This window comes from Ditibartonella apihabitans, from assembly GCF_002007485.1.
In the GTDB taxonomy this organism is placed as follows: domain Bacteria; phylum Pseudomonadota; class Alphaproteobacteria; order Rhizobiales; family Rhizobiaceae; genus Bartonella; species Bartonella apihabitans.
Genome location: NZ_CP015820.1, coordinates 1,376,683 through 1,402,344 on the forward strand (window position 1 = coordinate 1,376,683; position 25,662 = coordinate 1,402,344).

Here is a 25,662-nt window from a genome sequence, read left to right on the forward strand (position 1 = left end):
CCTGTCGTTCCGTAGATAGTCCGTTCACTACCAATCTGTTCTATTAAACTGGAAAACGAATAAAATATTTCTAATGATCACAATGGCTTCTAAAACGTTGTTACTGACTAATTCATATTCCTGATTATTCAACTTTATCTATGACAGAATTTTTTATTGGCAAATATTATTAAGAAAGTATCAATCCACTCATTCCATCCCCACTTGGTTATCAGCCGTATTTATCATGCCTGAGCGCTATTTCGGGTAGGAGTGGCGCACAATAAAACAACGGCTTTCTAAGGGGTGGATTTCGCCCCTTTTAAAAGTATTTACAATGAGTTTCTAACAAAAATTAATTCATACCCCGTCCACCGACGAATACAGGTTTCAATCGGGAGATGAATAGCGCAATCGGAACAAGAATGGTGCGGTCGAGAAGACTCGAACTTCCACGGGTTTCCCCACAGCGACCTCAACGCTGCGCGTCTACCAATTCCGCCACGACCGCACGTGGTAGAAGCCTGTAATTTACCGGCTGGCGGCATTTAACAAATCGACGGGAGCAAAACAAGACCTTTTTTCAAAAAACGTGAATATTTATGTTACAACACGGTTAAGAAAAGCGGTTTTAACGCTTTGTCTCTATCGCATTCGGTCTTTAAATAAGTTCAGCTCCGATATACGTCTGCCGGATTAAAAAGCGGCTTTTCCGAATCCACTTCAAGGAGGGCAACGCCATTTTTTACTTCCAGACGCCGATAAAAGCAGCTCTTACGGCCTGTATGACAAGTTGCACCCGCTCCCAGAACACGAACTTTCAACCACAATGCATCCTGATCACAGTCGACACGAATCTCTTCGATTTTCTGTATGTTTCCCGAGCTCTCGCCTTTTTTCCATATTTTTTGACGGGACCGTGACCAATAATGCGCGATTCCTGTTTGAGTGTGAGCTTCAGCGCTTCTTGATTCATAAAAGCGACCATCAACAAACCGTCACTCTCCGCATCGGTTACGACTGCGGTAACGAGACCTTTTGAATCGAATTTGGGTAAAAATTCTGTCCCCTCTTCCAGATTATTTTTCGCTTCAGACAATTCCATCCCTCGCTGTCATCACAATCCGCGTATCATTTTTAAAAAATTAACCTGCGCTTCGACATTATCTTTATAAAAACCGCGATAAGTCGCTGTGACAGTTGTTGATCCTTGTTTTTTCACTCCGCGCATTGCCATGCACATATGTTCAGCTTCGATAAGGACAGCAACTCCACGCGGTTTGAGGTAACGATAAAGCGCATCAGCCACCTCTGCCGTTATGCTTTCCTGAGTTTGCAAACGTTTTGCATAAACGTCAACGACTCTGGGAATCTTTGATAATCCGACCACTCTGCCGTCCGGCATATAAGCAATATGGGCTTTACCGATGATCGGAACCATGTGATGTTCACAATGCGAATAGAAAGGAATATCCTTTATAAGAACGGGATCATTATAGCCTGATACTTCGTCAAACACCGTGCCAAGAATTTCTTCTGCCGACTGGTTATAACCGGCAAACATTTCTTCATAAGCTTTAACAACACGCTTGGGAGTATTGACGAGACCTTCCCTATCCGGATTTTCACCCGCCCAAAGAAGCAACGTCCGTACAGCTGCTTCCGCCTCTTCACGGCTAGGCCGTTTGTTTTTTGTTTGATGAGCCGCATCAGTAGCGTTTTTTTGAGCGGATTGCATTATTCAACTCCAATTTACCAGCAGAGAAAACTTGGTAGTTTTCATGACTACTCCTATATAGACACATATATCGAGAATCAAAGTAAGTTCACAAAAAACAGGTTGTTTTTTCGAGCAACAAAATATGATTGACGAAATTTATAACGACAAAATCCTCGGCTATGCGGCACATATCGACAAAATCGGTCGTCTCCCACAGCCTGATGCTACGGCACAAAAACACTCCCGAATCTGTGGATCAACTGTCACTGTTGACCTCAATATGGAAAACGGGGTTGTAACGGGATTCGCGCATATCGTGCGGGCATGTGCTCTGGGGCAAGCCTCCTCCTCATTGATGGCAAGCCACATTATCGGCCTCAAAGCTGATGAACTGCGTTCGCTCAGAGAGACTGTCTGGCAGATGTTGACTAAAAACGGGCCGGTTCCAACAGGCAAATTTGCAGATTTTGCCTGCCTCGAACCGATCAAGAATTATAAAGCCCGCCAACCGTCCACTATGCTCACATTTGATGCGGTGGTAGACTGTATAGACCAGATCGAATCCCGCCAAAAAGATGGGCATAATGATAATGTCTCGAAGCCGTAATTACGACGGGCCATGGCGCAAAACCCCGGGAAGGCTTCTCGGCACCGGTCTCGTGCGCTTTTATCAACTCACTCTTTCGGGCTTTATTGGCAACCAGTGCCGACATCTACCGACATGTTCGGAATATACATATGAGGCGATCGCACGTTATGGATTATGGACAGGATCGTGGATGGGGCTATTCCGCATTATGCGTTGTGGCCCGTTCGGCACACATGGATTTGATCCGGTTCCAACTTGTCTCGACCCAACTTGCCATTGGTATATGCCTTGGCGTTATTGGAAAATTGCTGCAAAGAGACATGAATAGACTTTCTTTTTACAAAAAGAAAACTTAAAAGAGCAGGCATTGAACCGCTTTGTTATAACCGACAAAAGCAATTGACACCCCCACCCGCATTCGTTGGCGGGACTGGACTAGGAGTAATTTTATGTCTTCCACTGTTTCTATCTCATTTCCTGATGGCTCGAAGCGCGATTATCCTGAAGAGATGACCGGATTGGAGCTTGCTCAATCCATTTCAAAGTCATTGGCAAAGAATGCTGTTGCTTATAGCTTTGACGGTGTTTTGCGCGACATGTCCGATCCGCTTGGCCAGTCCGGCTCGATCGAAATTATCACACGTGACGATCCACGTGCGCTTGCGCTGATCCGCCATGATTGTGCTCATGTTCTGGCAGAAGCCGTTCAGGAATTATTTCCCGGAACTCAGGTAACCATTGGACCGGTTATCGAAAATGGCTTTTACTATGACTTTGCCCGCAATCAACCTTTTACGCCTGAAGATTTGCCGGTCATCGAAAAGAAGATGCATGAAATCATCAAGCGCAACGCAAAATTCACAAAAGAAGTGTTGCCGCGTGAAAAGGCAAAGAAGATTTTTGCCGATAAAGGTGAGCTTTATAAAGTTGAATTGGTTGATGCAATTCCGGAAAATGAAGACGTAAAAATTTATCATCAGGGTGAATGGTTTGATCTCTGTCGTGGACCACATATGCAGTCTACAGGGCAGATCGGAAACGCGTTCAAACTGATGAAAGTCGCCGGTGCTTATTGGAGAGGCGATTCCAATAATCCGATGTTGACGCGTATTTACGGAACAGCCTTTGCAAACGAAAAAGATCTCGCTGCCTATCTTCACATGCTTGAGGAAGCCGAAAAACGCGACCATCGTCGGCTGGGACGCGAGATGGATCTTTTCATTTTCAGGAAGAGGGTCCGGGCGTTGTCTTCTGGCACGCCAAGGGCTGGAAAATGTTCCAGAATCTCGTAAGCTATATGCGTCGGCGTCTTGATGATCAGGGATATTCGGAAGTCAATGCTCCGCAGGTACTTGATAATCCTTATGGGAAATATCGGGGCATTGGGGCTGGTACAAAGAAAATATGTTTAAGGTTACACCGGCGGGCGATGATGCCGATGACGACCGTGTTTATGCCTTGAAACCGATGAATTGCCCAGGACACGTGCAAATTTTCAAGCATGGGCTGAAATCTTATCGCGAATTGCCAATCAGACTTGCCGAATTCGGCGTTGTTCACCGTTATGAACCATCAGGTTCATTACATGGTTTGATGCGCGTTCGCGGTTTTACTCAGGATGACGCTCATATTTTCTGTACAGATGAACAACTTGCCGACGAATGCTTGAAAATCAACGATCTGATTTTAAGCACTTATGCCGATTTCGGTTTTAACGAGATCACTGTCAAGTTGTCCACACGTCCTGAAAAACGCGTTGGTTCCGACGAATTATGGGATCACGCCGAAAGCGTCATGTCAGAGGTTTTGCGCACAATCGAAGAAAAATCGAATGGCCGCATCAAAACCGGCATTCTTCCCGGTGAAGGTGCGTTTTATGGTCCTAAATTCGAATATACACTGAAGGATGCAATTGGCAGAGAATGGCAGTGCGGAACAACGCAGGTCGACTTCAATCTTCCGGAACGTTTCGGCGCATTCTATATTGATAAAGATTCAGAGAAACGCCAGCCGGTCATGATACACCGTGCTATTTGCGGATCTATGGAACGCTTTCTCGGTATTCTTCTTGAAAACTATGCCGGCCACTTGCCTTTATGGTTCGCACCTCTTCAGGTCGTGGTTGCCACGATCACCTCGGAAGCTGATGATTATGCAAAACAGGTCGTCAAAAAGCTCAAAGCTGCCGGCTTGTTAGCAACAACCGATCTCAGGAACGAGAAAATCAACTATAAAGTTCGTGAACATTCATTACAAAAAGTACCGGTTATTCTGGTTGCGGTAAAAGAGAGGCTGAAGACGGTTCAGTCAACATGCGTCGATTGGGAAGTCAGGAACAAATATCCCTGCCCCTGTCAAAAGTTATCGCCGATCTAAAAGAGGAAGCAACGCCTCCCGATCTTCGTCGGGCTAACGTAGAAGAATAGAAATTAAACCATTGTCTGGCAGATAAATCTTCTTATCTGCCAGATGTTCAGACATCGATCGCGGGTGATCAAGAATATTAATGAAAGCCTTGGCTTTGCTGAGAACCGATTAATTTCAATATTGAATTTAAAAACAAAAATGGACCACGCACTTAACAAGTAGATGCTATCCAATAATATTTTCATCTGAAAATAAGTAAGAAAAGCCATTCCCGGATGGTTTAGTTATTCAAACCGCTTCGTGAAAACTGCTGTTATTTAAAAATTGTCAATCCATTGAATCATCAACAGGTGCAACAGGTTGTGCAGTTGTCAACACATCGACATCCTGATCGTGGCCGGATGTGACGGAAAATTCTTTCTGATAGATTTGATCTTTATTTTTCGCGATAGCAATATAATCGCCTTCAGCCAGAACCAGTGTAGCATAAGCGCCAACCGTCTCACGGATAATATCACCAGAATCGTTGGTGATTGACCAACTGGTGTCTGCCAAAGCTTCTCCCCCTTGCTGGCGTACAAGCTTCAAGGTGATCAAGGCTGCATGATGTTGCATCGTTGCTTCGGTAATTTTACCGGCATCAACTTTGATATCGGAGCGCGAAATCGCATTTGCCGATCCGTAATTGGAAACAATATGATAATCTCCGGCTTTCAAACGTATGACTTTGCCGGGTTTTACATCAGCCAAAATCAATGCAGTATCGTCGTTCTCGCTGTCATCCGAATAAATCGAAAAACGTAAATATTGCGGGTTGATCTTACCTTCCGGCATCGTCGCATTGAGTTTTAGTCCACCAGCATTCAATACCAGAATTTCAGACATTTTTTGGTCTGTAGTTACAGTTACCCGTCTCATAGCGCTGGCATGTCCGAAAGACACATGCACAATGTAACTACCCGGATCGAGCGTAAAATGTGCGTCTCCCCCCTCTGAAGAAGCGACCAGTGGTAATTTGTTATCGACACCATAAATCGGTTCGTAAATACGCCAAATGAGACCGCGTGTGATATCTGTACCTTTGTCTGTCAATCTGGCGCTCAGTGCGAGATCGGCTTTTTGTGACGACGTCGCATGGTCTAATGGAACTGTGGAGGGGTGAGCCTGAGGAGAATTCGGGCTTGCCGGAGGTGGATTTGAGGTTTTGGGCGCCGTGTTTTGCTTGAATTGATTATCTTGATGATGTTGTCCCGGAGCAACCAGATTTAATTCCGGCTTTTTTTCCTCTGCATAGCTATTAAAGGCGCAGAACATCCACGAATAAATGAGGATAATCGCTGGAAAGATTATCTTTTCTATGTTTTTCGAATTGGAAGTTACTGTCATCTCATTTTAACTGTCAGCATTATGATGGGATTCAAGAGTTTTAGCAAAATAAACTGAAAAGCATATCAGGCGCTTTCATTGTTAACCGGACTATATCGAAAAACTGGCTCCACAGCCACACGAAGATACGGCATTGGGGTTGTTTATTTTAAATGCCTGCCCCATCAGGTCATCGACGAAATCTATTTCAGAACCATCCATTAAAGGCAATGACACCGAATCAATAAATATCTTTGCGCCATCTTTTTCTATGACCAGATCGTCGTCGGCTGGGGCTTCGTTTACCAGATCATATTTATAAGAAAAACCGGAACATCCGCCACCTTCAACGGAAATGCGCAACGCTGTCTTGTCAGGTTCTCCTGCCAAAATCCGCGCTATGCGCTTGATCGCCGAACTTGTAACTTCAACGCCCATAATCAAAATTTCCTTGCGTTAAACTGTTTTCGTAAACTTGAATATCAGATAAGAGATATTTTCTGATGAATCTAGGTCTCGATCGGACAAGTTGCAATGGATATTAAAAATATAGGCTTTGGTTATCGGCCGCGAGCGCCCTATGCCAGCGATCCGGCAAAAAGCCGCGGACGTTTGTTTTATGAACCTGAAAGCCCTACGCGCACACCTTTCCAGCGGGATCGCGACAGAATAATCCATTCAAATGCTTTTCGGCGTCTGAACCACAAACACAGGTCTTTATAGCTGATGAAGGTGACCTTTATCGGACACGTTTAACCCATACAATAGAAGTTTCGCAAATAGCCCGCGCATTGGCACGGGCATTACGTCTTGATGAAGATTTGGCAGAAGCTATCGCGCTGGTTCATGATTTTGGCCATACGCCATTCGGTCATGCCGGCGAAGATGCTTTGAATGAAAGGATGAAACTTTACGGTGGTTTTGACCATAATGCCCAAGGCTTACGGATTGTTACATCTCTCGAACACCGCTATCCGAAATTCAATGGTCTAAATCTCACTTGGGAAACTCTTGAGGGATTGGCCAAACATAATGGCCCGCTTGCGGGGCCGGCGGCCACCAATTCGTCAATACCGCTTGCAGTCGCAGAATATAATAAACATCAGGATCTGGAACTTGACCGTTTTGCCAGTCTTGAGGCCCAGTGTGCCGCCATTGCCGACGATATTGCCTATAACGCTCATGACATTGATGACGGGCTACGTGCCCGCCTTTTAAGTTTGAAGCAACTGGAAGACGTCGAACTAACAGCCGGTATCCTCGGGTCGATAAAAAGTGAATATCCCGATCTTGATAAGACAAGAACCGGTTATGAAGTCGTTAGACGCCAGATCACGTTAATGGTCGAAGATGTCATTCAACACTCGTTTGAACTTATTGCCGAAGCCGCGCCAACGAGCGTCGATGATGTTCACGCTGCAGGACGACAACTGGTAAATTTTTCCTCCTCTATGGCTGCGAAGGAAAAACACTTGAAAAAGTTTTTATACAAAAACCTCTATCATCATGAATATGTATGGGAACGAAGGCGCGAAGCAGAAAAAATTGTTGCCAACCTTTTCGATTTTTATTTCAAAACGCCGCAAGCAATGCCCGATGATTGGTATCAGGCAACCGGTGATGGAGACGTTACTAGGCGCGCGCGTGTAATTTCCGACTTTCTTTCCGGTATGACAGACAATTATGCACAAAGAGAATATCGACGATTGTTTGACCGCGAGACCTATTTGTCTTAAACGAAGGTGACAACAATACGGATTTTCATGATGAATATTTTCAACACATTCGAACAGAAGATTAAGGAACTGCTGCAACAGTCTGATATTAAATCAAAAGATGGCCAACCACTTGATTTAAATCGAATAAGCGTTGAAGCACCACGTGACCCGTCACATGGTGATCTTGCGACAAATGCCGCTATGGTTCTTTCGAAAGCTGTCGGCTGTAATCCTCGTGTTTTGGCCGAAAAGCTCGTAAATCTTCTCGAATCCGACAACGATATTGAATCTGTCAACGTTGCGGGCCCCGGTTTCATCAATCTGCGCCTTACGGATGATTTTTGGCGCAACATGCTGAAAACCATAATAAAATCGGGTCCTACATTTGGTCGCTCGGATATCGGTGTCGGTAAAAAAGTCAATGTTGAATATGTTTCAGCCAATCCGACGGGTCCGATGCATGTCGGTCATTGCAGAGGAGCCGTGGTAGGTGATGTGCTTGCCAATCTTCTTTCGTTTACCGGTCATGATGTCGTAAAAGAATATTACATTAATGATGCGGGTGGCCAAATTGATGTATTGGCAAAATCCGTTTTCTTGCGTTATCGCGAAGCACTGGGTGAAAATATCGCAAAATACCCGAGGGATTATATCCTGGCGATTATCTGGTGCCTTTGGGACAGGCTTTAGCCAAAGAATTTGGTAACAAGCTTCTTGAAATGCCGGAAGATGAAAGGTGGCCTCTTATAAAAGAAAGATCGGTTGATGCCATGATGCGGATGATCCGCGACGATCTTGCTGCTCTCAACATTCATCATGACGTCTTTTTTCCGAAAAGACGTTGCATGCAGACAATGCAAAAGCGATACGCAGTACCATCAACGATCTTACGTTGAAAGGCTATGTTTATAAGGGAACCCTCCCTCCTCCGAAAGGACAAGCTTCGGAAGATTGGGAAGACCGTGAACAGACTCTGTTCCGTTCCACCGAAGTCGGTGATGATCAGGATAGACCATTAATCAAATCGGATGGGTCATATACCTATTTTGCGGCGGATGTTGCCTATTTCCGCAACAAATTCGAACGGCAATTCAATGAAATGATTTATGTTCTCGGTGCCGATCACGGAGGATATGTCAAGCGCTTGCAAGCTGTTGCAAAAGCTATTTCCGGCGGCAAGGCCAAGTTGACAGCATTGCTCTGCCAACTCGTAAAGTTGTTTCGCGACGGACAACCGGTTGTTATGTCCAAGCGTGCGGGTTCTTTTGTGACCTTGAGAGATGTGGTCGACGAAGTGGGACGCGATCCAGTACGTTTTATGATGATTTTCCGTAAAAGCGATGCGCCATTGGACTTTGATTTTGCCAAAGTAACCGAACAATCAAAAGACAACCCGGTATTCTATGTCCAATATGCAAGTGCCCGCTGCCACTCGGCTTTTCACAAAGCCGAAGAACAACTGAACATCAAGAATCCGTCAGTAGACGATCTGACGGGTCACCTCGATATGCTTAGTGATTCCGGCGAAATCGCACTTATAAAGAAGCTGGCTGAATATCCTCGTATTGTCGAACAGGCGACAAAGAATTATGAACCGCACCGTTTGGCATTTTATCTATACGATTTGGCATCAAGCTTCCATGGGCATTGGAATAAAGGGGCAGAGAATGAACAGTTGCGATTTGTCGCGCTAAACGATATGAATTTGTCATTGGCAAGATTGGGACTGATTCGTGCGGTCTCCAGTGTACTATCATCGGGCTTGGGAATAATCGGTGTTGACGCGCCAGTTGAGATGCGGTGACGAACAACACTTTAATGCCATCTGGTAACACCCGTCTTGCGTGTAATATATTCATTTCATATATATGATATTAAAGCAGAATATTGGTTTTTAAAAAGAATCCGCTTAATATACGGCAGAATGCAATAAACAATTGATTGCGTAACCGACCACGTAGGAAAAGCTATGACAGATAATAATCGTAATGCCTTTCGTCCCGAAGGGCAGGCTCAACAAAGCAACGATCCGCTGCTTGAGCTGACACGTTTATTCAATCTGGATTTCAATCCAAATGGGAACAATGAATCTAATCGGCCGTCTAACCCGGAAACCAGTGCAAATGTAACACCTGCACCTGAGACAAATAATCCCGATGACGCCGATTTATCATTTTTGGACACTGGTGCGGCGCCAGAAGCCCCGCAGGCGCAAAACTCTCCCTATCCTCAGGACGATATCGGTTCGACGCAGCAAAATGTGAATGACGATCTGGATTTTCTGCCCGGAGCCGACCAACAACAGTCACCTTCAACGGCAGGCGGAGCAGGTTTGCCGTTTAATGAACTTTATGATGCTCCCTCGTTTACTCCACAAGCACGCACACCAGAGAATGTTGCGGGTGCGCCGAACACGTACAACGATGATCAGCTCGACATGCCACCTGATCTTCCGATTGGTGACGAATCTATTTTACCCAGGCAAGGTTTTAATCAATCCCCTGGTGCCCCGCTAAATAGCACTCTACCGGAAGACTTCGATTTTGTGCCTGAGCGGAATGCAGACTCGCCCACATTCCAGAATAGAAGCGAACCTGATCCTGTTTTGCCGACACCTCCTCAAAACAACTATAATCAACCATCGGCGCTAGCACCCGAGACAGCTTCGGCTGTGAGACAAGTTGCGGGTGAATATCCACATCAATACGCACCGAACGCTGCGGGGCAATTTACTTCACCGGATAGCTCTCCCCGGTATTCCCCACAACCAACGGCGGCACCCGTTCAAGAACAACAAACGACGCAACAATATCCCGCTTTCGATGAAATGAAATTTGACAAGGAGCTGGAAAATCTCCTTGTGAATGCGCCCCTTGAAAGCTTTGACAATAACGCTAATCCGGCTGATACAGGCAATAGTTTTTCGGCTTATCCATCTCAACAAGAGACTAATCCGGTTCAATCAGATAACGATCAATACGGATATTCCAATCAATATGCGGCAGTTAACAATGCGGAAGTAAACAATCCAGCTGCAAACGATCCGGAACCGTTTGGAAGTACCGTTACGCAAAACTATAATCCGCAGCAAATGCAGCCGCCTTTGCACTCGGAAGAGACAATGGGAGCGAACAATACTGCTCCGCAAAATGTCGGAAATACCCAATCGCCCTTGCCTTATACGCCGCCAGCCGCCGATGTAACAGCAGCGGACGAAAGTTTTTTTGATAATCATGATCCGTTGGAAGATAATGTTTATGGCCGCGACACAGATTATGCGAATTCATATAATCAGAATTCGGATACGCAATTATCAGACCGCAACCAGTCACCTTCGGCATCCGTAGGTGAACAACATAACATTGCTGCATTTGATCTTGAAGATTTGTCAACGGGCGAAAATGTTATTGTCAATCCTCCCGCACCTCAAATGTCCACCAACGAGCAGCAACAAGATGGAAATTTTGCACCTGAACAAGATCAATATGGGCAATCTTTAAACCAGCAGGAGCCGGAACCGTCCAAAAATCAAAATAATGATTTTCAGCCGCAATATGTACAAAATCAACAGGCGCAAATTTCTCAACCGGTTTTAGAGGAGCATGGGCAAGACAACTATTCATATCAATCTAGCCCGGTCTCTGGAAACGATGAAAATTTACAATATGGAAATGACAAAAATGGCGACCTTCCGCCAGATGTAGATACATACAATTTTGCTGAAAATGTCGTCGAAACAACCGAGCCGGTTGATGTCCCCGACATTCCCTATGCTGAAGAAGAGACAGCACAACAAGGCGATGCTCTTGAAAACGAATTTGCTGATGTATTCAGCGTTGGAAATAAGCAGGAAAGCGCAAATAAAGCGTCCGAGCAGGACGATTTTTTTGCCGATGCCTATGCACAATCAGGTTATAATTTAAAAAAGCAGCAATCTTTTGAAGAAGCTGATTTAGAACAAGCAAATTATGATAATGCCGGTTCATACACTAATTACCCGACAGAAGCCCCTACTCAGCCGGATGAAAATCTACCTTTAGAGAGTCTGCAAAATCAAAAACGGTCAAGCTCTTTTGTAAGAAAATTGACCATAGGCGGCGTTGTTTTGTTTATTGCTGTCGGTGGCGGTTATGCTGCATCGAAGTATTTTCTCCCTTATAATAGTGATGGTCAGTCAACCGTTATCCATGCCGACGAGGCTCCATATAAGATACAGGCAGAACAGACTTCCAACAATCACGATACATCGAATAATCAGGACGTTTATAACCATGCAAACGGAGCAGACGATGCTTCGAAAGAAAATCAGGACAAACTCGTTGACCATTCGGAAACTCCGGAAGATATAACGGCCTTGAATAATGTGCCTGATAGTGTTGACTCTTTTTCTGACCCTTCCAATGTCGAGGATGCAATCACAGCCGCTTCGGATCAAACTGTTCCCACTCGAGAAGTGCAATCTGTCGTCGTAAATCCGGACGGAACAATTTCTCCAAGTAATTCGGCGGACAATGCTGAAAAGAATGCTGATAATTCGGATACTGAAAATTCACACGCCGAGGCAGCAATTGGCGCGACGAAGTCTCCGAATGCGGTTAATCCGACTTCATCAAAAACCAACTCGCAATCCAATACCGAAACGTCAACAACGGATTCGGAACTTGCGAAAATCATCAATGATGACGCAAAATCTAATGAAAAAAATAATGCGTCTGCCAATGTGAATAATTCAGAAAACGAAAGTGATATTTTTAATTCGGTAAAGACACCGCAAACGAAAAAGCAGGCACAACCAGTGCAAACAGCCGATTTGTCAGAGGAATCTTCAGCTGCGTCCAAGCCGGTTGCACCAGCGAAAAGTGCGAACGTCACACCAATGGCGAGCGTCGGATCAGGCGGATATTATGTCCAGATAGCTTCCCAACCAACAAAGGAATCGGCTGTCGCATCATTGAATAACGCGAAAAATTCATTCGGCGCTTTAATCGGCTCGCTTCCATTGAGCATAGAGCCAGCTTCGATACCGGGTAAAGGTACCTATTATCGGGTAAGAGTACAGGTAGGACCGCGCGAGAATGCAATCAGTATTTGCGAGCGCATCAAAAGCCAAAAAGGAAATTGCTTCGTTGGAAAATAGCTTTAGGAAATAGCCATTTTCCAATGTTGATGAACTAATGGGTCATTGTTTGGGAAATTTCCGCTTCTTGTCAGGCAAATTTTCCTTTTTCCTAATAAAGCGACTATCATTGATAATTCAAAACGCATCCTGCCCTGAACCGAATTTAATCTTTGTCCAATTTTTTGTAGTCGCAAAGTTAAAAAAGCGGAAATAAATAATTAAGAAACCTGAAAATTTGAAAAATCGTTTGTTTAAGAATTCCATTCTTATTGAAGATTTCTTCATAATTCAAAATATAAAATATTTTATTATTTTCTATATTTTTTATTATTTCTCTAAAGAAGTCTTTTAACCGGTTATTTACTATTACCAATATTTCTCCGGAAAAGTTATTTTCGACATCGTCGACAATAACGACTACTCAGCATGTCAATGGAATTGAAAAATCCGATCATAAAACATCAGGATGTGGTTGTCTCAATCACGACTCGTAAATTGATAATTCAAGTTCAATATCGAGAAATCACGAATTAATTAATAAGTTACCGTTTCTGTAATTTTACCATTTTCGTTATTTTTGAAAAATCCGTTAAAGCCAATAATCCGTCGGTTATATATTAGGACTAAACAATTTTCTTTGTTTGCAGATAACAACTTGAAAATCTTCGGTCTTCAAATGCGAAAAAAATTTCACAATGTTGTTCTTCCAGCCTCGAAAAGATCTAAAATCGTTGACACAGATGCCAAACAAATTTTAATGTTCAAACCTTATTGCACGACCAAAATTGTTAATTGTTAAAGGTGTGCAATAAGGAAAGATAGATTTCAAAAGGTTATTGTCATGACAGGTTCCAGTACTGTTCTTCCATTTAAAATAAAAAAAAATCCCAATCCCGTTAGCGCTGAAAAGCGTGCGGAACTATTGAAGAATCCTGGATTTGGTCGCGTGTTCAGCGACCACATGGCAGTGGTGCAATGGTCGACTGACAAAGGTTGGCACGACGCAGTTATAACTGCACGCAAACCTTTTCAGATTGACCCGGCAAGTGCAATTCTTCACTATGGGCAAGAAATTTTTGAGGGACTAAAAGCCTATCGCGCTCATGATGGTCGAATCCTCCTTTTTCGTCCGGAAGCAAATGCAGAACGTTTTCATAATTCGGCAATACGACTGGCCATGCCACCAATCGGCAAAGATGTATTCCTTGCAGCAATTAGTGAACTTGTAAAAATTGATCGTAATTGGATTCCGGAAACACCTGACTCCAGCTTGTATCTTCGTCCTTTTATGTTCGCCAATGAAGCCTTTTTAGGTGTTCATCCGGCCAATGAATATATTTTTAGTGTTATTGCGTCACCAGTCGGGTCTTATTTCAAAAGCGGTTCGACGAAACCGGTCAGTGTTTGGCTCGATACCGAGTTCAGTCGTGCTGGCCCCGGCGGCACAGGTGAAGCAAAATGCGGCGGCAATTATGCCTCCAGTCTTCTTGCCCAAATCAACGCCGAAAAAAATGGTTGCGATCAGGTTTTATTCCTTGATGTTGTTGAACGCAAATGGATTGAAGAACTGGGTGGTATGAATGTCTGTTTTGTTATGGATGATAATCGCTTGATTACCCCTAAACTTGATGGAACAATTCTGCACGGCGTTACGAGGATGTCGATTTTGCAGCTCGCCAAGGATAATGGCATGAAAGTCGAGGAACGCAGCTATTCCTTCGACGAACTCAAAAGAGATGCAAAAAGTGGTCACCTCAAAGAAGTGTTCGCATGTGGTACCGCCGCTGTGATAACGCCAATCGGTGTATTCAAATATGAAGATGGTGAAACCGTCATTGGTAACGGGAATGGCGGCGAAATAACCCAGAAATTACGTGAGCAACTCATTCATATTCAAAAAGGTGAAGCAAAAGATCCCTATGGTTGGATTAAGACTGTAAAAGTCGACTAATTTTCTTGCACATTGTTTGTAGCATATTGAAAGTGCAGCCCGTATGGGCTGCACTTTTTTCCATAAACTGTGTTTATTGATTTGATATTGCTGGAATGGGCTCGCATCAATATCCGAGCCACGCTAGAGAGCCCCTTTTCCACTTTGAAATCCGGCCGTTTTTTCCATAACTACGATATTGCTACTCATTAGCCATTATCGGTCAACCATTAACGAATATATTTACATAAACTAATATTTTACTTGAAAATTACGTTAGTATTTCGTTTTCATTTATCAAAAATGTTATAGTAAGATTATCGTATATTGTTAAATTCAAATAAGTGTACGTTTAAGCCTCTATTGATTTACGCAACGATAACCTATGCGTTTGGAAAAATATTATTCCAGTAATTTATCAGATGTAAAAGTTGCCTATCGTTCTTTTGGCTCACTAATTACTGAAAAATATAAAGCGATTACGCAAGTTGTTGTTTTGCCAAAATGCAGCTTGTTATCTGTCAAATAATCAAACAAAGCGTCCAGTATATTCAGAGAACATCGTCGATATTTAAAAAACCGCCGCTGTTACCTCGTAAAATAGTGGCAAAACGTGTTCCCGTTTCTTGATGGAACCGATATGCAAAAAAGGCGTATTTCACAATCGAAATACGCCTTCGGAATAATGTAAGTGCATCATTCACCGGCAATGCCGGTTCAATTCATCCGGATCAGTCGAACTTTTTCATGTCCTGATGGCGGGCAATGATATTACGAATTGTGCCCGTATGTGAACGCATTACGATTGTATCTGTTTGAATATAATTTTTGGCAAATTTTACGCCGGAAAGCAGGTTTCCGTCCGTAACGCCGGTCGCTGCAAACAGCACATCACCCTTTGCCATTTCTTCCATGGTGTAAACTTTGTTCGGATCTTTTACGCCCATTTTGGCAGCACGGTCGATTTTTTCTTGCGTGTTCAATTGTAAACGACCTTGCATCTGCCCACCAATGCATCGCAAAGCCGCTGCAGCCAGCACACCTTCCGGTGCGCCACCTATCCCCATATAAATATCAATACCGGTTTCATCGGGATCGGTTGTATGAATAATGCCTGCGACATCGCCGTCACCAATCAAGCGGATTGATGCACCGGTTGTGCGTACTGCTTCAATAAGTTTGGCGTGCCGAGGCCTATCCATGATACAAGCTGTAATCATATTCGGCTTGACGCCTTTTGCCTTGGCTAGTGCATTGATATTGTCAACAGGGCTTGCATCTATGTCAACAAGGCCTTTGGGATATCCTGGGCCTATAGCGATCTTCTCCATGTAAACATCCGGTGCATAGAGCAAATTGCCTTTTTCCGCCATAGCAATAACAGCTAACGAATTAGGCAAGTTCTTCGCGCATATGGTTGTTCCTTCCAGAGGATCGAGCGCTATATCGACAGACGGACCTTCCTTAGTACCTACCTTTTCACCGATATAGAGCATAGGAGCTTCATCGCGTTCTCCTTCACCGATAACAACCGTACCATCTATCGGTAGACGGTTCAATTCTTTGCGCATCGCATCAACGGCTGCCTGATCGGCTGCCTTTTCATCTCCACATCCACGAATGCGTGCGGCGGCCACTGCCGCGCGTTCGGTAACGCGAGCGAGCTCAAGTGTTAAAATACGATTGAGTCCATGTAATGTACGGTCAGCCGAGTTCGACATATGATTGATCCCATCGGGTAATTGTTAAAAAAGCTAAAGTTGTTGCGCAACATTATATAATAGCCTTTTGGCAAAGACTAACGTTTATCGCAAGAGGAATTATGATCAATTCAAGACTTATAATTGATAACATTAGTGATCATTACACAAACCAATGTCAAAACGCCCGATTTTTAGTTCGGACGTTCTATGCGTATCATTTGCGGCTTATCAATAAGGTGCCCGTCTTCCATAATGGACGACAAAGCTTTACGCACTGACGACTCGGTTGTTTCGTGTGTCACAAGAACAATATTCTTCGTATTCGGTTGTATATTTTCTGCAAGTGGCCGTTGGACAATAGATTCCAGTGAAATGGAATTTTCAGCCATACGTTTTGCGACAGTCGCAAAAACACCGATCTTGTCATCGACTGTCAAACGGATGAAATATCCCCCAGCATGGGCACGCATCCGTGCACGTTTATAAGGTGCAAGAGCTTGAGCCGGTGTGCCGAAAACAGGTCCGTGTTGAAAACCCGGATGAGATTTCGCAATATCGGCAATATCGCCGATGACAGCCGATGCTGTTGCGTTCCCTCCGGCTCCGGGCCCCGACAGCAGCAATTCACCAAGAAGATCGGTTTGTATAGAAACCGCATTTGTGACACCTTGCACTTGCGCAATAACGGAAGAAGTGGGCACCATTGTAGGGTGCACACGTTGTTCAATACCGGTGTCGGTTTTTACAGCTACGCCAAGAAGCTTGATCCGGTAACCGAGCTCATCCGCCGCATGAATATCGGCAAGTGATATATTGCTTATTCCTTCAACATAGATGTCGTCGACGGAAATGACGCAACCAAATGCCAAACTTGTCAGCAGAGCAAGTTTGTGCGCCGTATCAAAGCCTTCGATATCGAAAGTAGGATCAGCTTCGGCATAGCCCAGTTTTTGAGCTTCCTTCAAACATTCTTCAAAAGAAATTCCTTCTGCGAGCATCCGGGTCAAAATGTAATTACATGTACCATTCAAAATACCGTAAACTCTGGAAACATTGTTTCCCGAGAGCGACTCGCGCATTGCCTTGATAACGGGAATACCCCCTGCAACCGCTGCCTCGAAGTTTAAAAGAACGCCTTTTTTCTCGGCAATTTTTGCTAACGCCACCCCGTGGCGAGCGAGCAAGGCCTTGTTGGCTGTTACAACATGGTGACCGTGTTTCAATGCTTCTTCGACACAAAAACGTGCAATCCCCTCCTCGCCGCCAATGAGTTCGACAAAAACGTCAATATTGTCGCTTGCAGCCAGAACCAACGGGTCATCGACCCATTCAATGTGTTGAAGATCAATGCCACGCTCTCTTGTTCTGTCACGTGCACTCACAGCCACGACTTCAATGGGCCTGCCACATTGTTTTGTCAGCAAGTCCTGTTTCTCTTTCAATATACGAACAACAGAACTTCCGACCGTTCCAAGCCCGACTATGCCGATCCTCAACGCATTTACCATTGGTTAGGCTGCCTTGTTTTTTTCGTCAGAAAAGAAACGCTTTATATTGCGCGCAGCCTGTCTTAAACGGTGCTCGTTCTCGACAAGTGCAATGCGGACATAATCATCTCCCTGCTCACCAAATCCAATTCCGGGAGAAACCGCAACATCGGCTTTTTCGATGAGCAATTTTGAAAATTCAAGTGAACCCAGATGCTTGTATTGCTCCGGTATCGGAGCCCATGCAAACATAGTCGCCTCAGGCGAAGGAACGTCCCATCCGGCACGGTGAAAACTTTCGACCATCACATCACGACGTTTTTTATAGACCGACCGCACATAAGCAATATCCGATCCGTCACCGTTCAATGCATAAGCCGCAGCAACCTGAATTGGCGTAAATGCCCCGTAATCGAGATAGGATTTAACGCGCGTCAAAGCGGCAATCAATCGTTCATTACCCACTGCAAAGCCCATGCGCCAACCCGGCATTGAAAAAGTTTTCGACATTGACGTAAATTCGACAGCAACATCAATCGCACCTGGTACTTGTAAAACTGAAGGTGGCTCTTTGTCTCCAAAATAGATCTCGGCATAAGCGAGGTCAGAAAGCAGAATGATTTCATTCTTTTTGGCAAAATCAACGACTTCCTTATAAAAATCGAGATCCGCAATATAGGCAGTGGGATTGGATGGGTAATTCAGAATGACAGCAATCGGCTTTGGGATCGAATGCTTGACCGCGCGATCAAGCGCACGGAGCAATTCTTCACCCGGATAAGCAGGCATAGAGCGGATAACCCCACCAGACATAATAAAACCGAACGAATGGATGGGATATGTCGGGTTCGGACACAAGACAACGTCGCCGGGGGCAGTAATTGCCTGTGCCATATTTGCAAACCCTTCTTTTGAACCCAGTGTGGCGATGACTTGCGTATCAGGATCCAATTTTACGCCGAAACGGCGTTCATAATATTTTGCTTGTGCCCGTCTCAATCCGGGAATACCGCGTGATGCGGAATAACGGTGTGTTCTGGGATCCTGTACAACCTCGCAAAGTTTATCGACGATATTTTGCGGCGTCGGCAAATCCGGATTCCCCATTCCGAGGTCAATAATATCGGCCCCCTTCGCTCGCGCCGCTGCCTTCAGGCGGTTAACCTGTTCGAATACGTAAGGCGGCAAACGACGAATTTTATGGAATTCTTCCGACATTTTTTAATCCGGTAAAAAAGTTGATGTTAAAAGTTTAATGATCAAACATATATGGTCCAAGAACGATTAATCCTGTTTACCACTCTGTTCGATCTGGCGGACCGTTTCTTCCGCCTCACGACGCGCATCGTCCTTGGCTTTTGCAAGATTGGATGCACTGTTCGCGGATGGCCCCGGCACTTTTTTCAGACGTGCCGCTTCCGAATCCAACCGATCGGTCAAAGATTGTTTATCGACTTCAGAAAATTGTTCGGTTGCAGCTCGGGGTTTATCCGAAAATCGCGGATATGATTCTTGATGGGAGGCACCCGCTTGTTCCGGAGCGGTAAATTCTGCGCCACGAGCACAGCCCATTACGGCAACTGCTATCATAGTAAGAACAATACTGTGCTTTCTTTTAAAAGGCCTGTGCATCTTAATTCTATTTTCCCATCACTTGCATAAATGTTTTCTTTATCATGAGATTATCACAACGCCAAGGTCAAGAGAGGATAGGAGATATTCGAGCAGTTTTGTTGTTTTCCTGCAATTGTGTGGTTAAAGTGTCATAGATTACAATTTTGACTCGCAACGTGATAAAAATTTTTTATTTTCAATATAAATTCGACGCATTTTGCTGCGAGATCGGATACTTCGACTGGAAGTGTTTATTTAGGATAGTGAAAAAGCGTTAGGCCTTCGGCCGCAATGAAAGGTTGCTGATTGTTAGCAAATACCGACATTTTTCCGAAGAAAAAGCACTCATATCTTTTTCACGGCAGCTCGTTATGTTCCGGTCTGGTCATGGTGGCGGCTTTGTCATTGTCAGCCTGTACAGCCAATAACGCGGGAATGGGCGGAATAGAAAAGGCAGTCGGCACTCAAAACTCGCAAATAGACAATGGTTCGGGTAACCCTGCCGCTACAAATGGTGTGAATCCTCAATCTGCTCAAGAAATCGACAACAATCAAATAGCCGCAGATCAAAGTCGTGCTCAACCGGCACAGGTACCGCTTCCGACACAACCGCCGTCGCACATTGATAAGGAGGGAGAATCTTCGCAACAAACACCTCTGGCAGACAATAAAACGGCGGACAATCATCCCTTGTCCACGGGAAATACGGGGGTTCCAATTGTGAGCCCGGCAACTGAAACAGCTTCGGGCGACGAGCCGAAACCTAAAAAGACTGCCCTTTTTTCATTTCTTGGAAAAAAGACCAAACCGGCTGCGTCTAACGATACCCTACCAACAACCGACTCTAAGACGAGTGAACAGTCGTCACAGCCCAATGCATCTTCTCCCGCTCAAAACACACCAACAGCAGCAACGGAATCCCAACATAATAATGGTGCCACTTCTCCCTCCGGCCAAACAACAGTTTCTCGTGATTCTTCTACAGAGGAGGTTTCACAAGACGCTTCCAACAGACAACAACCACCTGAACGCGACGCTACAAGCCAAAAACAAGGAAGTTTAATGCGTCTATTCGGTCGTTCGGATAACCAAAAGAGTAATAAGCCGGTTGATAGCGAAACCAAAACAGCACTTGTACCGCTGCCGAAGAAAGATCCGCATGAATATAATGACGACTTACCCGGGGTTCGGCCCAATGGTGGCATTGTTATTAAACATCGTACGAGTCTCTATGATGATACCGACATTGATGCAAACGAAATTGATTCGCCTTCGCTTTACACGCTCGCGTCGGTCAGTATCTATGGCCGTTCATTGCCAAATGGATTGAAAGTAGCCCGTAAAGATGTTGAAGTTTCATGCCTGAGACCTCAACTCGTAGCTATCCTCAAAACTATAGAACGACGCTTCAACAAGCCGGTTATTATAACATCCGGCTATCGTAGTCCGTCATATAACCAAAAAGTAAATGGCGCAAAACGCTCCATGCATATGTCCTGTGCAGCAGCGGATATTCAGGTTCCCGACACAAACAAATGGGAAGTTGCCAAATTTGTACGCGCTTTGCCCAACCGAGGCGGTGTAGGCACCTATTGTCACCAATCAATCCATGTCGATGTGGGGCCAAAACGCGATTGGAATTGGACATGTTCAGCAAAAAATTAAAAAAAAATGCTTAAGGGGGCTTGCGATTAAAAAATATCCTCTCTATAAGCCGTCTCACTGATACGCGCCCATCGTCTAGTGGTTAGGACGCCGCCCTTTCACGGCGGAAACAGGGGTTCAAATCCCCTTGGGCGTACCACCTTTCTCTTTTTATTTTGCCTATCTATTTGCTTGCCCTATTCACTTTGACTGCCTCTATCCACTTGCGTTCGCCAATTCATGCGTTTGTTTTTGTATCCACTGAATATCTATCGGATAAAGTGCGCAATAGAACAGAAATTATCTAAAGGTTTTGTCGCGCATAAACATTTTACTCATGGATATTGAAAAGAACGGTTTTGACAGAGTGAACTGCATGCCTTTGATTCAGTAACGCCAACCTCGGTTGCTGTTTTCCACTGCTATACCCGTGTTATACCCCCCTGAGGGCCTGATATCTCCAGTCGCATGCAACAGCGCAGCCATCCCCTAGAATGAATTTTTTGAAAAGCGGTCTAACGGGAAACGACTCGAACTAATTGAGAACAAATTGTAATAGAGCCTTATCCGGATCACTCGCGTTCAGCTCCTATATCTTTAACAGCGTTGAACTTATCATTTGCCGTATTTTCAGTTTTTACCTCGCCTTGAAATTTTGAAACAGCAAGCCTCTTTTTTGCTGGGGCTTGCAATTAAATATCTCTAACTAATTAGCGAATTTCTGCGAATTATCATGCAGTGCTTTCGAACTATCGGAACAAAGCGGCGATCTCAACATCACAATCAAATAATGTGCTCAAAACAACAAACGCTATGTCCGGAGCCGGGCAAAATTGTCATAGACATAGCGCTTTCTCGCCTCTCATGAACACGTCAACTCTTAAGAGGATGAAAATAATAGAATTAAGCCGGTTGTTTATTTAAAAACGCTAACCTAAAGCCTTAGAAATATTTCTGTTGCTCAAAATGACTGAAATGCAATTTATAGAGCTGTCCATAGTCATACATTTTTAAGAATCGCAGAGTGAAATTCGCCTATAAGAACAAATTTTATAAGAAAATATTATTATTCTAATAAATTGTTCTGCTCAATTAACAATAATTATATACAACAGGATAAACTAACAATAATATAGATCTTCCGTTTATACGATTTTCAAGAAAAATCTCTTTTATTAAGAACAATACCCCCCCTCTTCTAGCCATTTGACTGATAAGGGGGTATTGGTTATTGAACGGTCAATATTTAATGACTTTCCCGTTTAACGATACTACCGCGTTTTCCTACAAGAAAATCAAGATCCGCACCGGTATCCGCTTGCATAACGGTTTCTATATATAACCCGGCATAGCCGCCATTTCCTTTTTCGATTGGTGATTTCCAACGGGCTTTGCGGCGTTTCAATTCTTCGTCACTAACATTCAGTGTCAGATTGCGCGCAGGAACATCCAATGAAATCATATCGCCGTTTTCTACCAAAGCCAGAGGACCACCTTCTGCCGCTTCCGGAGCAACATGAAGAACCACCGTACCATAAGCAGTTCCGGACATTCGTGCATCCGATATACGTACCATATCGGTTATGCCTTTCCGTAATATTTTTGGCGGGAGCCCCATATTACCAACTTCGGCCATGCCCGGATATCCCTTTGGACCGCAATTTTTTAAAACCATAATGCAGTCTTCATCAATATCGAGATTTTCATCATTAATACGCGAATGATAATCTTCGATATTTTCAAATACGACAGCTCTGCCTGTATGCTGCATCAGATGAGGAGAGGCCGCAGAAGGTTTCAAAACGGCTCCTTTCGGTGCCAAATTGCCGCGTAACACTGCAATACCGCCGTGTTCGGTAAGCGGCTTATCCGGAGAAAGGATAACGTCATCATTATAATTCTGTACATCTTTTACGTTATTCCAGATTGTGTCTCCGTTGACAGTCATGGCATCTTTATGAAGTAACCCCATGTCTCCGACGGCTTTTATAACGACAGGTAACCCGCCTGCATAATAAAATTCTTCCATCAAATATTTACCGGAAGGTTGCAAATTGACAATGGTGGGAACATCACGCCCCAAACGATCCCAATCATCCAATGTCAGTGGAATTCCGACACGTCCTGCCAAAGCTAAAAGATGGATAACTGCATTGGTAGAACCGCCTACAGCACCGTTAACCCTGATAGCATTTTCAAAAGCATCTTTTGTCAGAATATCGGACGGTTTTATATCTTCTTTGACCATCTCGACTATACGACGTCCAGATAATTGCGAGATAATTCGACGACGTGCATCGACTGCCGGTATTGCAGCATTTCCGGGAAGTGTCATACCTAAAGCTTCTGCCATTGATGCCATTGTCGATGCTGTCCCCATGGTCATACAACTTCCGGCAGATCGAGCCATGCCTTGCTCGGCATCCATAAATTCGTCCAATGACATTTCACCGGATTTAACCATTTCGGAGAATTTCCAGATTGCTGTGCCCGATCCGACATCCTTGCCTCGCCATTTTCCGTTCAACATTGGCCCACCGGAAACAAGAATAACAGGGATATCAACCGACGCTGCCCCCATTAAGAGGCTCGGAGTCGTTTTATCACACCCACCAAGAAGAACGACACCGTCAACAGGATTACCACGTATTGCCTCTTCGACATCCATCGCTGCGAGGTTTCGAAACATCATTGCCGTCGGCCGCAGAGAGCTTTCACCCGTTGAAAAAACCGGAAACTCGACGGGAAAACCTCCCGCTTCATAGACGCCACGTTTCACCCGTTCGGCCAAATCTCTTAAATGGGCATTACACGGCGTCAATTCAGACCAGGTATTGCAAATTCCAATAATCGGACGACCATCAAAATTATCCGCTGGTATCCCCTGATTTTTCATCCAGGAACGATGCATAATTGCATTTTTACCCGTTCCACCAAACCATTCAGACGACCGTAACTTACGCGGCCAAACAGCTTTATTTTTCATCTTTCAGTCCCTTCTAAAATCAGCAAATAATCGAATTATTGTTCCGCTTGACGTAGATTGGCGCATTTCCATGCAATCAATAAGCCCGAGGTCGCCATACAAAGCCCAAGTATAATGAGACCATACTGCGCCGTTCCTAATGTATCCGATAGAAAGCCCAGAATATAAGGGCCGGCAAAACCACCCAAATTGCCAACCGAATTGATCGCTGCAATGCCAGCGGCAATAGCAGCGCCTTTCATGATCGCTCCTGGGAAGCTCCAAAAAAGTGCGTTGACGGTCATGCTGCCTCCAACGGCCAACGCAATACCTAAAGTTGTGAGAACAAGATTGTCCTGAAAAACTGCACTAATGATCAAGCCTAGGCCACCGACAAAAGCAGCAAAAGTAGCAAATTCTTTGCGACGGTTGGAATGCTCTGCCTTTCTGGTTGCCAATATCATACCGACAACTCCGATCAGATAAGGAATTGCCGTAACCAAACCAATTGAGAAAAGCGAGGTAACGCCCGTAGCTTTTATCAAACTCGGTAGCCAAAAATTAATTCCATAAATCCCGACAACAAGTAGAAAATAAATGAGGGTTAAAGCCCAAAGAATTGGCTGTTTGAATAATTCGCCAAAAGGATAATCCTGCTTTGAGGCATTATCATTTTCCAGACGCCGCTTGAGCTCGGATTTTTCTTCACTGCTTAACCATTTTGCGTCATCAATACCGTTGTTTAAATATAATATAATCAGAAAGCCAAGAAGGACAGCTGGTAGGCCTTCTATCAGAAACATCCATTGCCAACTATGCATATGCGGCGACTGTGCAAACAATTGCATCAAACCACCAGAAAGCGGAGAGCCTAAAATGAATGATACAGGCTGGGCGATGAGCAATAATGCCATGATACGGCCGTGCGTCGCCGAAGTGAACCAATAATTAAAATAAAGGATGAGACCGGGAAAAAATCCTGCCTCTGCTACACCGAGTAAAAAACGTAAAATGTAAAAAGAAACACTCGTGGATATGCCAAAAAACCCGGCTATTGGAGCAATGAATGCCATTGCGGCAGAAATCACTCCCCAACTTATCATAATCCGCGCAATCCAGACACGTGCACCAACCCGATGCATTATCAAATTGCTAGGAAGCTCGAACAGGAAATACCCCAGAAAAAAATTCCCGCTCCGAAACCATAAGCAGCAGCGGAAATATTCAAATCTGCCGACATTTCCAGTTTTGCAAAACTGACGTTAACACGATCTATATACGAAACGACGTAGCATAAAACGATTAACGGCAAAATATGCCAAATTACTTTTAAATATAGATGATCAAACGCAATTTGCGAGCGTTCAATTTTCTCCTCAGGCATGTTTTCCTCCCCTGCCTCCAAATAATACGTTCTTAACTAGAACAAGTCTAAAAAATGGTCTAATACCGTTAAGCGGAG

The 25,662-nt window shown here is 44.4% G+C and carries 14 protein-coding genes, 2 tRNA genes and 4 pseudogenes; 9 read left to right on the forward strand and 11 right to left on the reverse strand.

The features are described from left to right. Positions 1-405 precede the first annotated feature (405 nt). The 3 genes and pseudogenes from BBC0178_RS06125 to folE form a co-directional block, all read right to left on the reverse strand. Positions 406-490, reverse strand: a tRNA-Leu gene (locus BBC0178_RS06125). 160 nt (positions 491-650) lie between these two features. After that, a pseudogene (gene hisI / locus BBC0178_RS06130) lies at positions 651-1,084 on the reverse strand (phosphoribosyl-AMP cyclohydrolase). Between the two features lie 12 nt (positions 1,085-1,096). Further along, positions 1,097-1,717: a GTP cyclohydrolase I FolE gene (gene folE, locus BBC0178_RS06135; RefSeq protein ID WP_078039555.1), complete on the reverse strand. Its 621-nt coding sequence runs from the start codon at positions 1,715-1,717 to the stop codon at positions 1,097-1,099. 124 nt (positions 1,718-1,841) lie between these two features. Between folE and BBC0178_RS06140 the strand changes: the two genes are divergently transcribed. The 3 genes and pseudogenes from BBC0178_RS06140 to thrS all read left to right on the forward strand — a co-directional run bounded on the left by BBC0178_RS06140 (position 1,842) and on the right by thrS (position 4,714). Further along, the gene (locus BBC0178_RS06140; protein WP_078039556.1) at positions 1,842-2,306 is read left to right on the forward strand and encodes an iron-sulfur cluster assembly scaffold protein; all 465 of its coding nucleotides are present in this window, start codon (positions 1,842-1,844) and stop codon (positions 2,304-2,306) included. After that, the gene (gene yidD, locus BBC0178_RS06145) at positions 2,290-2,616 is read left to right on the forward strand and encodes a membrane protein insertion efficiency factor YidD (RefSeq protein ID WP_335617855.1); all 327 of its coding nucleotides are present in this window, start codon (positions 2,290-2,292) and stop codon (positions 2,614-2,616) included. Before BBC0178_RS06140 ends, yidD begins: the two co-directional genes overlap by 17 nt. Positions 2,617-2,737: 121 nt before the next feature. Continuing rightward, positions 2,738-4,714, forward strand: a pseudogene (gene thrS / locus BBC0178_RS06150) (threonine--tRNA ligase). Between the two features lie 268 nt (positions 4,715-4,982). Here the strand turns inward: thrS and BBC0178_RS06155 are convergent. Beyond that, positions 4,983-6,041 (reverse strand): hypothetical protein, encoded by a 1,059-nt coding sequence (locus BBC0178_RS06155; RefSeq protein ID WP_077971586.1) that lies wholly within the window; start codon positions 6,039-6,041, stop codon positions 4,983-4,985. A gap of 90 nt (positions 6,042-6,131) precedes the next feature. Next, positions 6,132-6,458, reverse strand: coding sequence for a HesB/IscA family protein (locus BBC0178_RS06160; RefSeq protein WP_077971587.1), 327 nt, complete (start codon positions 6,456-6,458; stop codon positions 6,132-6,134). A 96-nt stretch (positions 6,459-6,554) separates the two neighbouring features. Between BBC0178_RS06160 and BBC0178_RS06165 the strand changes: the two are divergent. The 4 genes and pseudogenes from BBC0178_RS06165 (at position 6,555) to BBC0178_RS06180 (ending at position 14,808) form a co-directional block, all read left to right on the forward strand. Continuing rightward, positions 6,555-7,756, forward strand: a pseudogene (locus tag BBC0178_RS06165) (deoxyguanosinetriphosphate triphosphohydrolase). A 30-nt stretch (positions 7,757-7,786) separates the two neighbouring features. Next, a pseudogene (gene argS / locus BBC0178_RS06170) lies at positions 7,787-9,542 on the forward strand (arginine--tRNA ligase). 165 nt (positions 9,543-9,707) lie between these two features. Next, positions 9,708-12,875, forward strand: a complete 3,168-nt coding sequence (locus tag BBC0178_RS06175; RefSeq protein ID WP_078039558.1) for an SPOR domain-containing protein — start codon at positions 9,708-9,710, stop codon at positions 12,873-12,875. Positions 12,876-13,698: 823 nt separating this feature from the next. Further along, a complete protein-coding gene (locus BBC0178_RS06180) occupies positions 13,699-14,808 on the forward strand; it encodes a branched-chain amino acid aminotransferase (RefSeq protein ID WP_078039559.1) in 1,110 nt (369 codons plus the stop codon). Between the two features lie 710 nt (positions 14,809-15,518). On the opposite strand, the gene glpX is transcribed toward BBC0178_RS06180, so the two are convergent. The 4 genes from glpX to BBC0178_RS06200 form a co-directional block, all read right to left on the reverse strand. Then, on the reverse strand, positions 15,519-16,508 hold the full coding sequence (gene glpX / locus BBC0178_RS06185; protein WP_077971598.1) for a class II fructose-bisphosphatase: 990 nt from the start codon (positions 16,506-16,508) through the stop codon (positions 15,519-15,521). Between the two features lie 173 nt (positions 16,509-16,681). Continuing rightward, positions 16,682-17,998 carry a homoserine dehydrogenase gene (locus BBC0178_RS06190; protein ID WP_078039560.1) on the reverse strand — a complete coding sequence of 439 codons (1,317 nt, stop codon included), beginning with the start codon at positions 17,996-17,998 and terminating at the stop codon, positions 16,682-16,684. 3 nt (positions 17,999-18,001) lie between these two features. Further along, complete coding sequence (locus BBC0178_RS06195) at positions 18,002-19,195, reverse strand: LL-diaminopimelate aminotransferase (protein ID WP_078039561.1); 1,194 nt, start codon at positions 19,193-19,195, stop codon at positions 18,002-18,004. Positions 19,196-19,261: 66 nt separating this feature from the next. Further along, positions 19,262-19,567 (reverse strand): hypothetical protein, encoded by a 306-nt coding sequence (locus BBC0178_RS06200; RefSeq protein ID WP_078039562.1) that lies wholly within the window; start codon positions 19,565-19,567, stop codon positions 19,262-19,264. A 330-nt stretch (positions 19,568-19,897) separates the two neighbouring features. Here BBC0178_RS06200 and BBC0178_RS06205 point away from each other — a divergent pair, with 330 nt between their 5' ends. Then, positions 19,898-21,256 carry a YcbK family protein gene (locus BBC0178_RS06205; protein WP_225868287.1) on the forward strand — a complete coding sequence of 453 codons (1,359 nt, stop codon included), beginning with the start codon at positions 19,898-19,900 and terminating at the stop codon, positions 21,254-21,256. A 64-nt stretch (positions 21,257-21,320) separates the two neighbouring features. Beyond that, positions 21,321-21,395: transfer RNA gene (locus BBC0178_RS06210), tRNA-Glu, on the forward strand. A 1,086-nt stretch (positions 21,396-22,481) separates the two neighbouring features. Here BBC0178_RS06210 and araD read toward each other — a convergent pair. Both araD and BBC0178_RS06220 read right to left on the reverse strand, forming a co-directional pair. Then, a complete protein-coding gene (gene araD, locus BBC0178_RS06215; protein WP_078039563.1) occupies positions 22,482-24,221 on the reverse strand; it encodes an L-arabinonate dehydratase in 1,740 nt (579 codons plus the stop codon). A gap of 35 nt (positions 24,222-24,256) precedes the next feature. Then, positions 24,257-25,381: an MFS transporter gene (locus BBC0178_RS06220; protein ID WP_225868000.1), complete on the reverse strand. Its 1,125-nt coding sequence runs from the start codon at positions 25,379-25,381 to the stop codon at positions 24,257-24,259. Between the last annotated feature and the right edge of the window lie 281 nt (positions 25,382-25,662).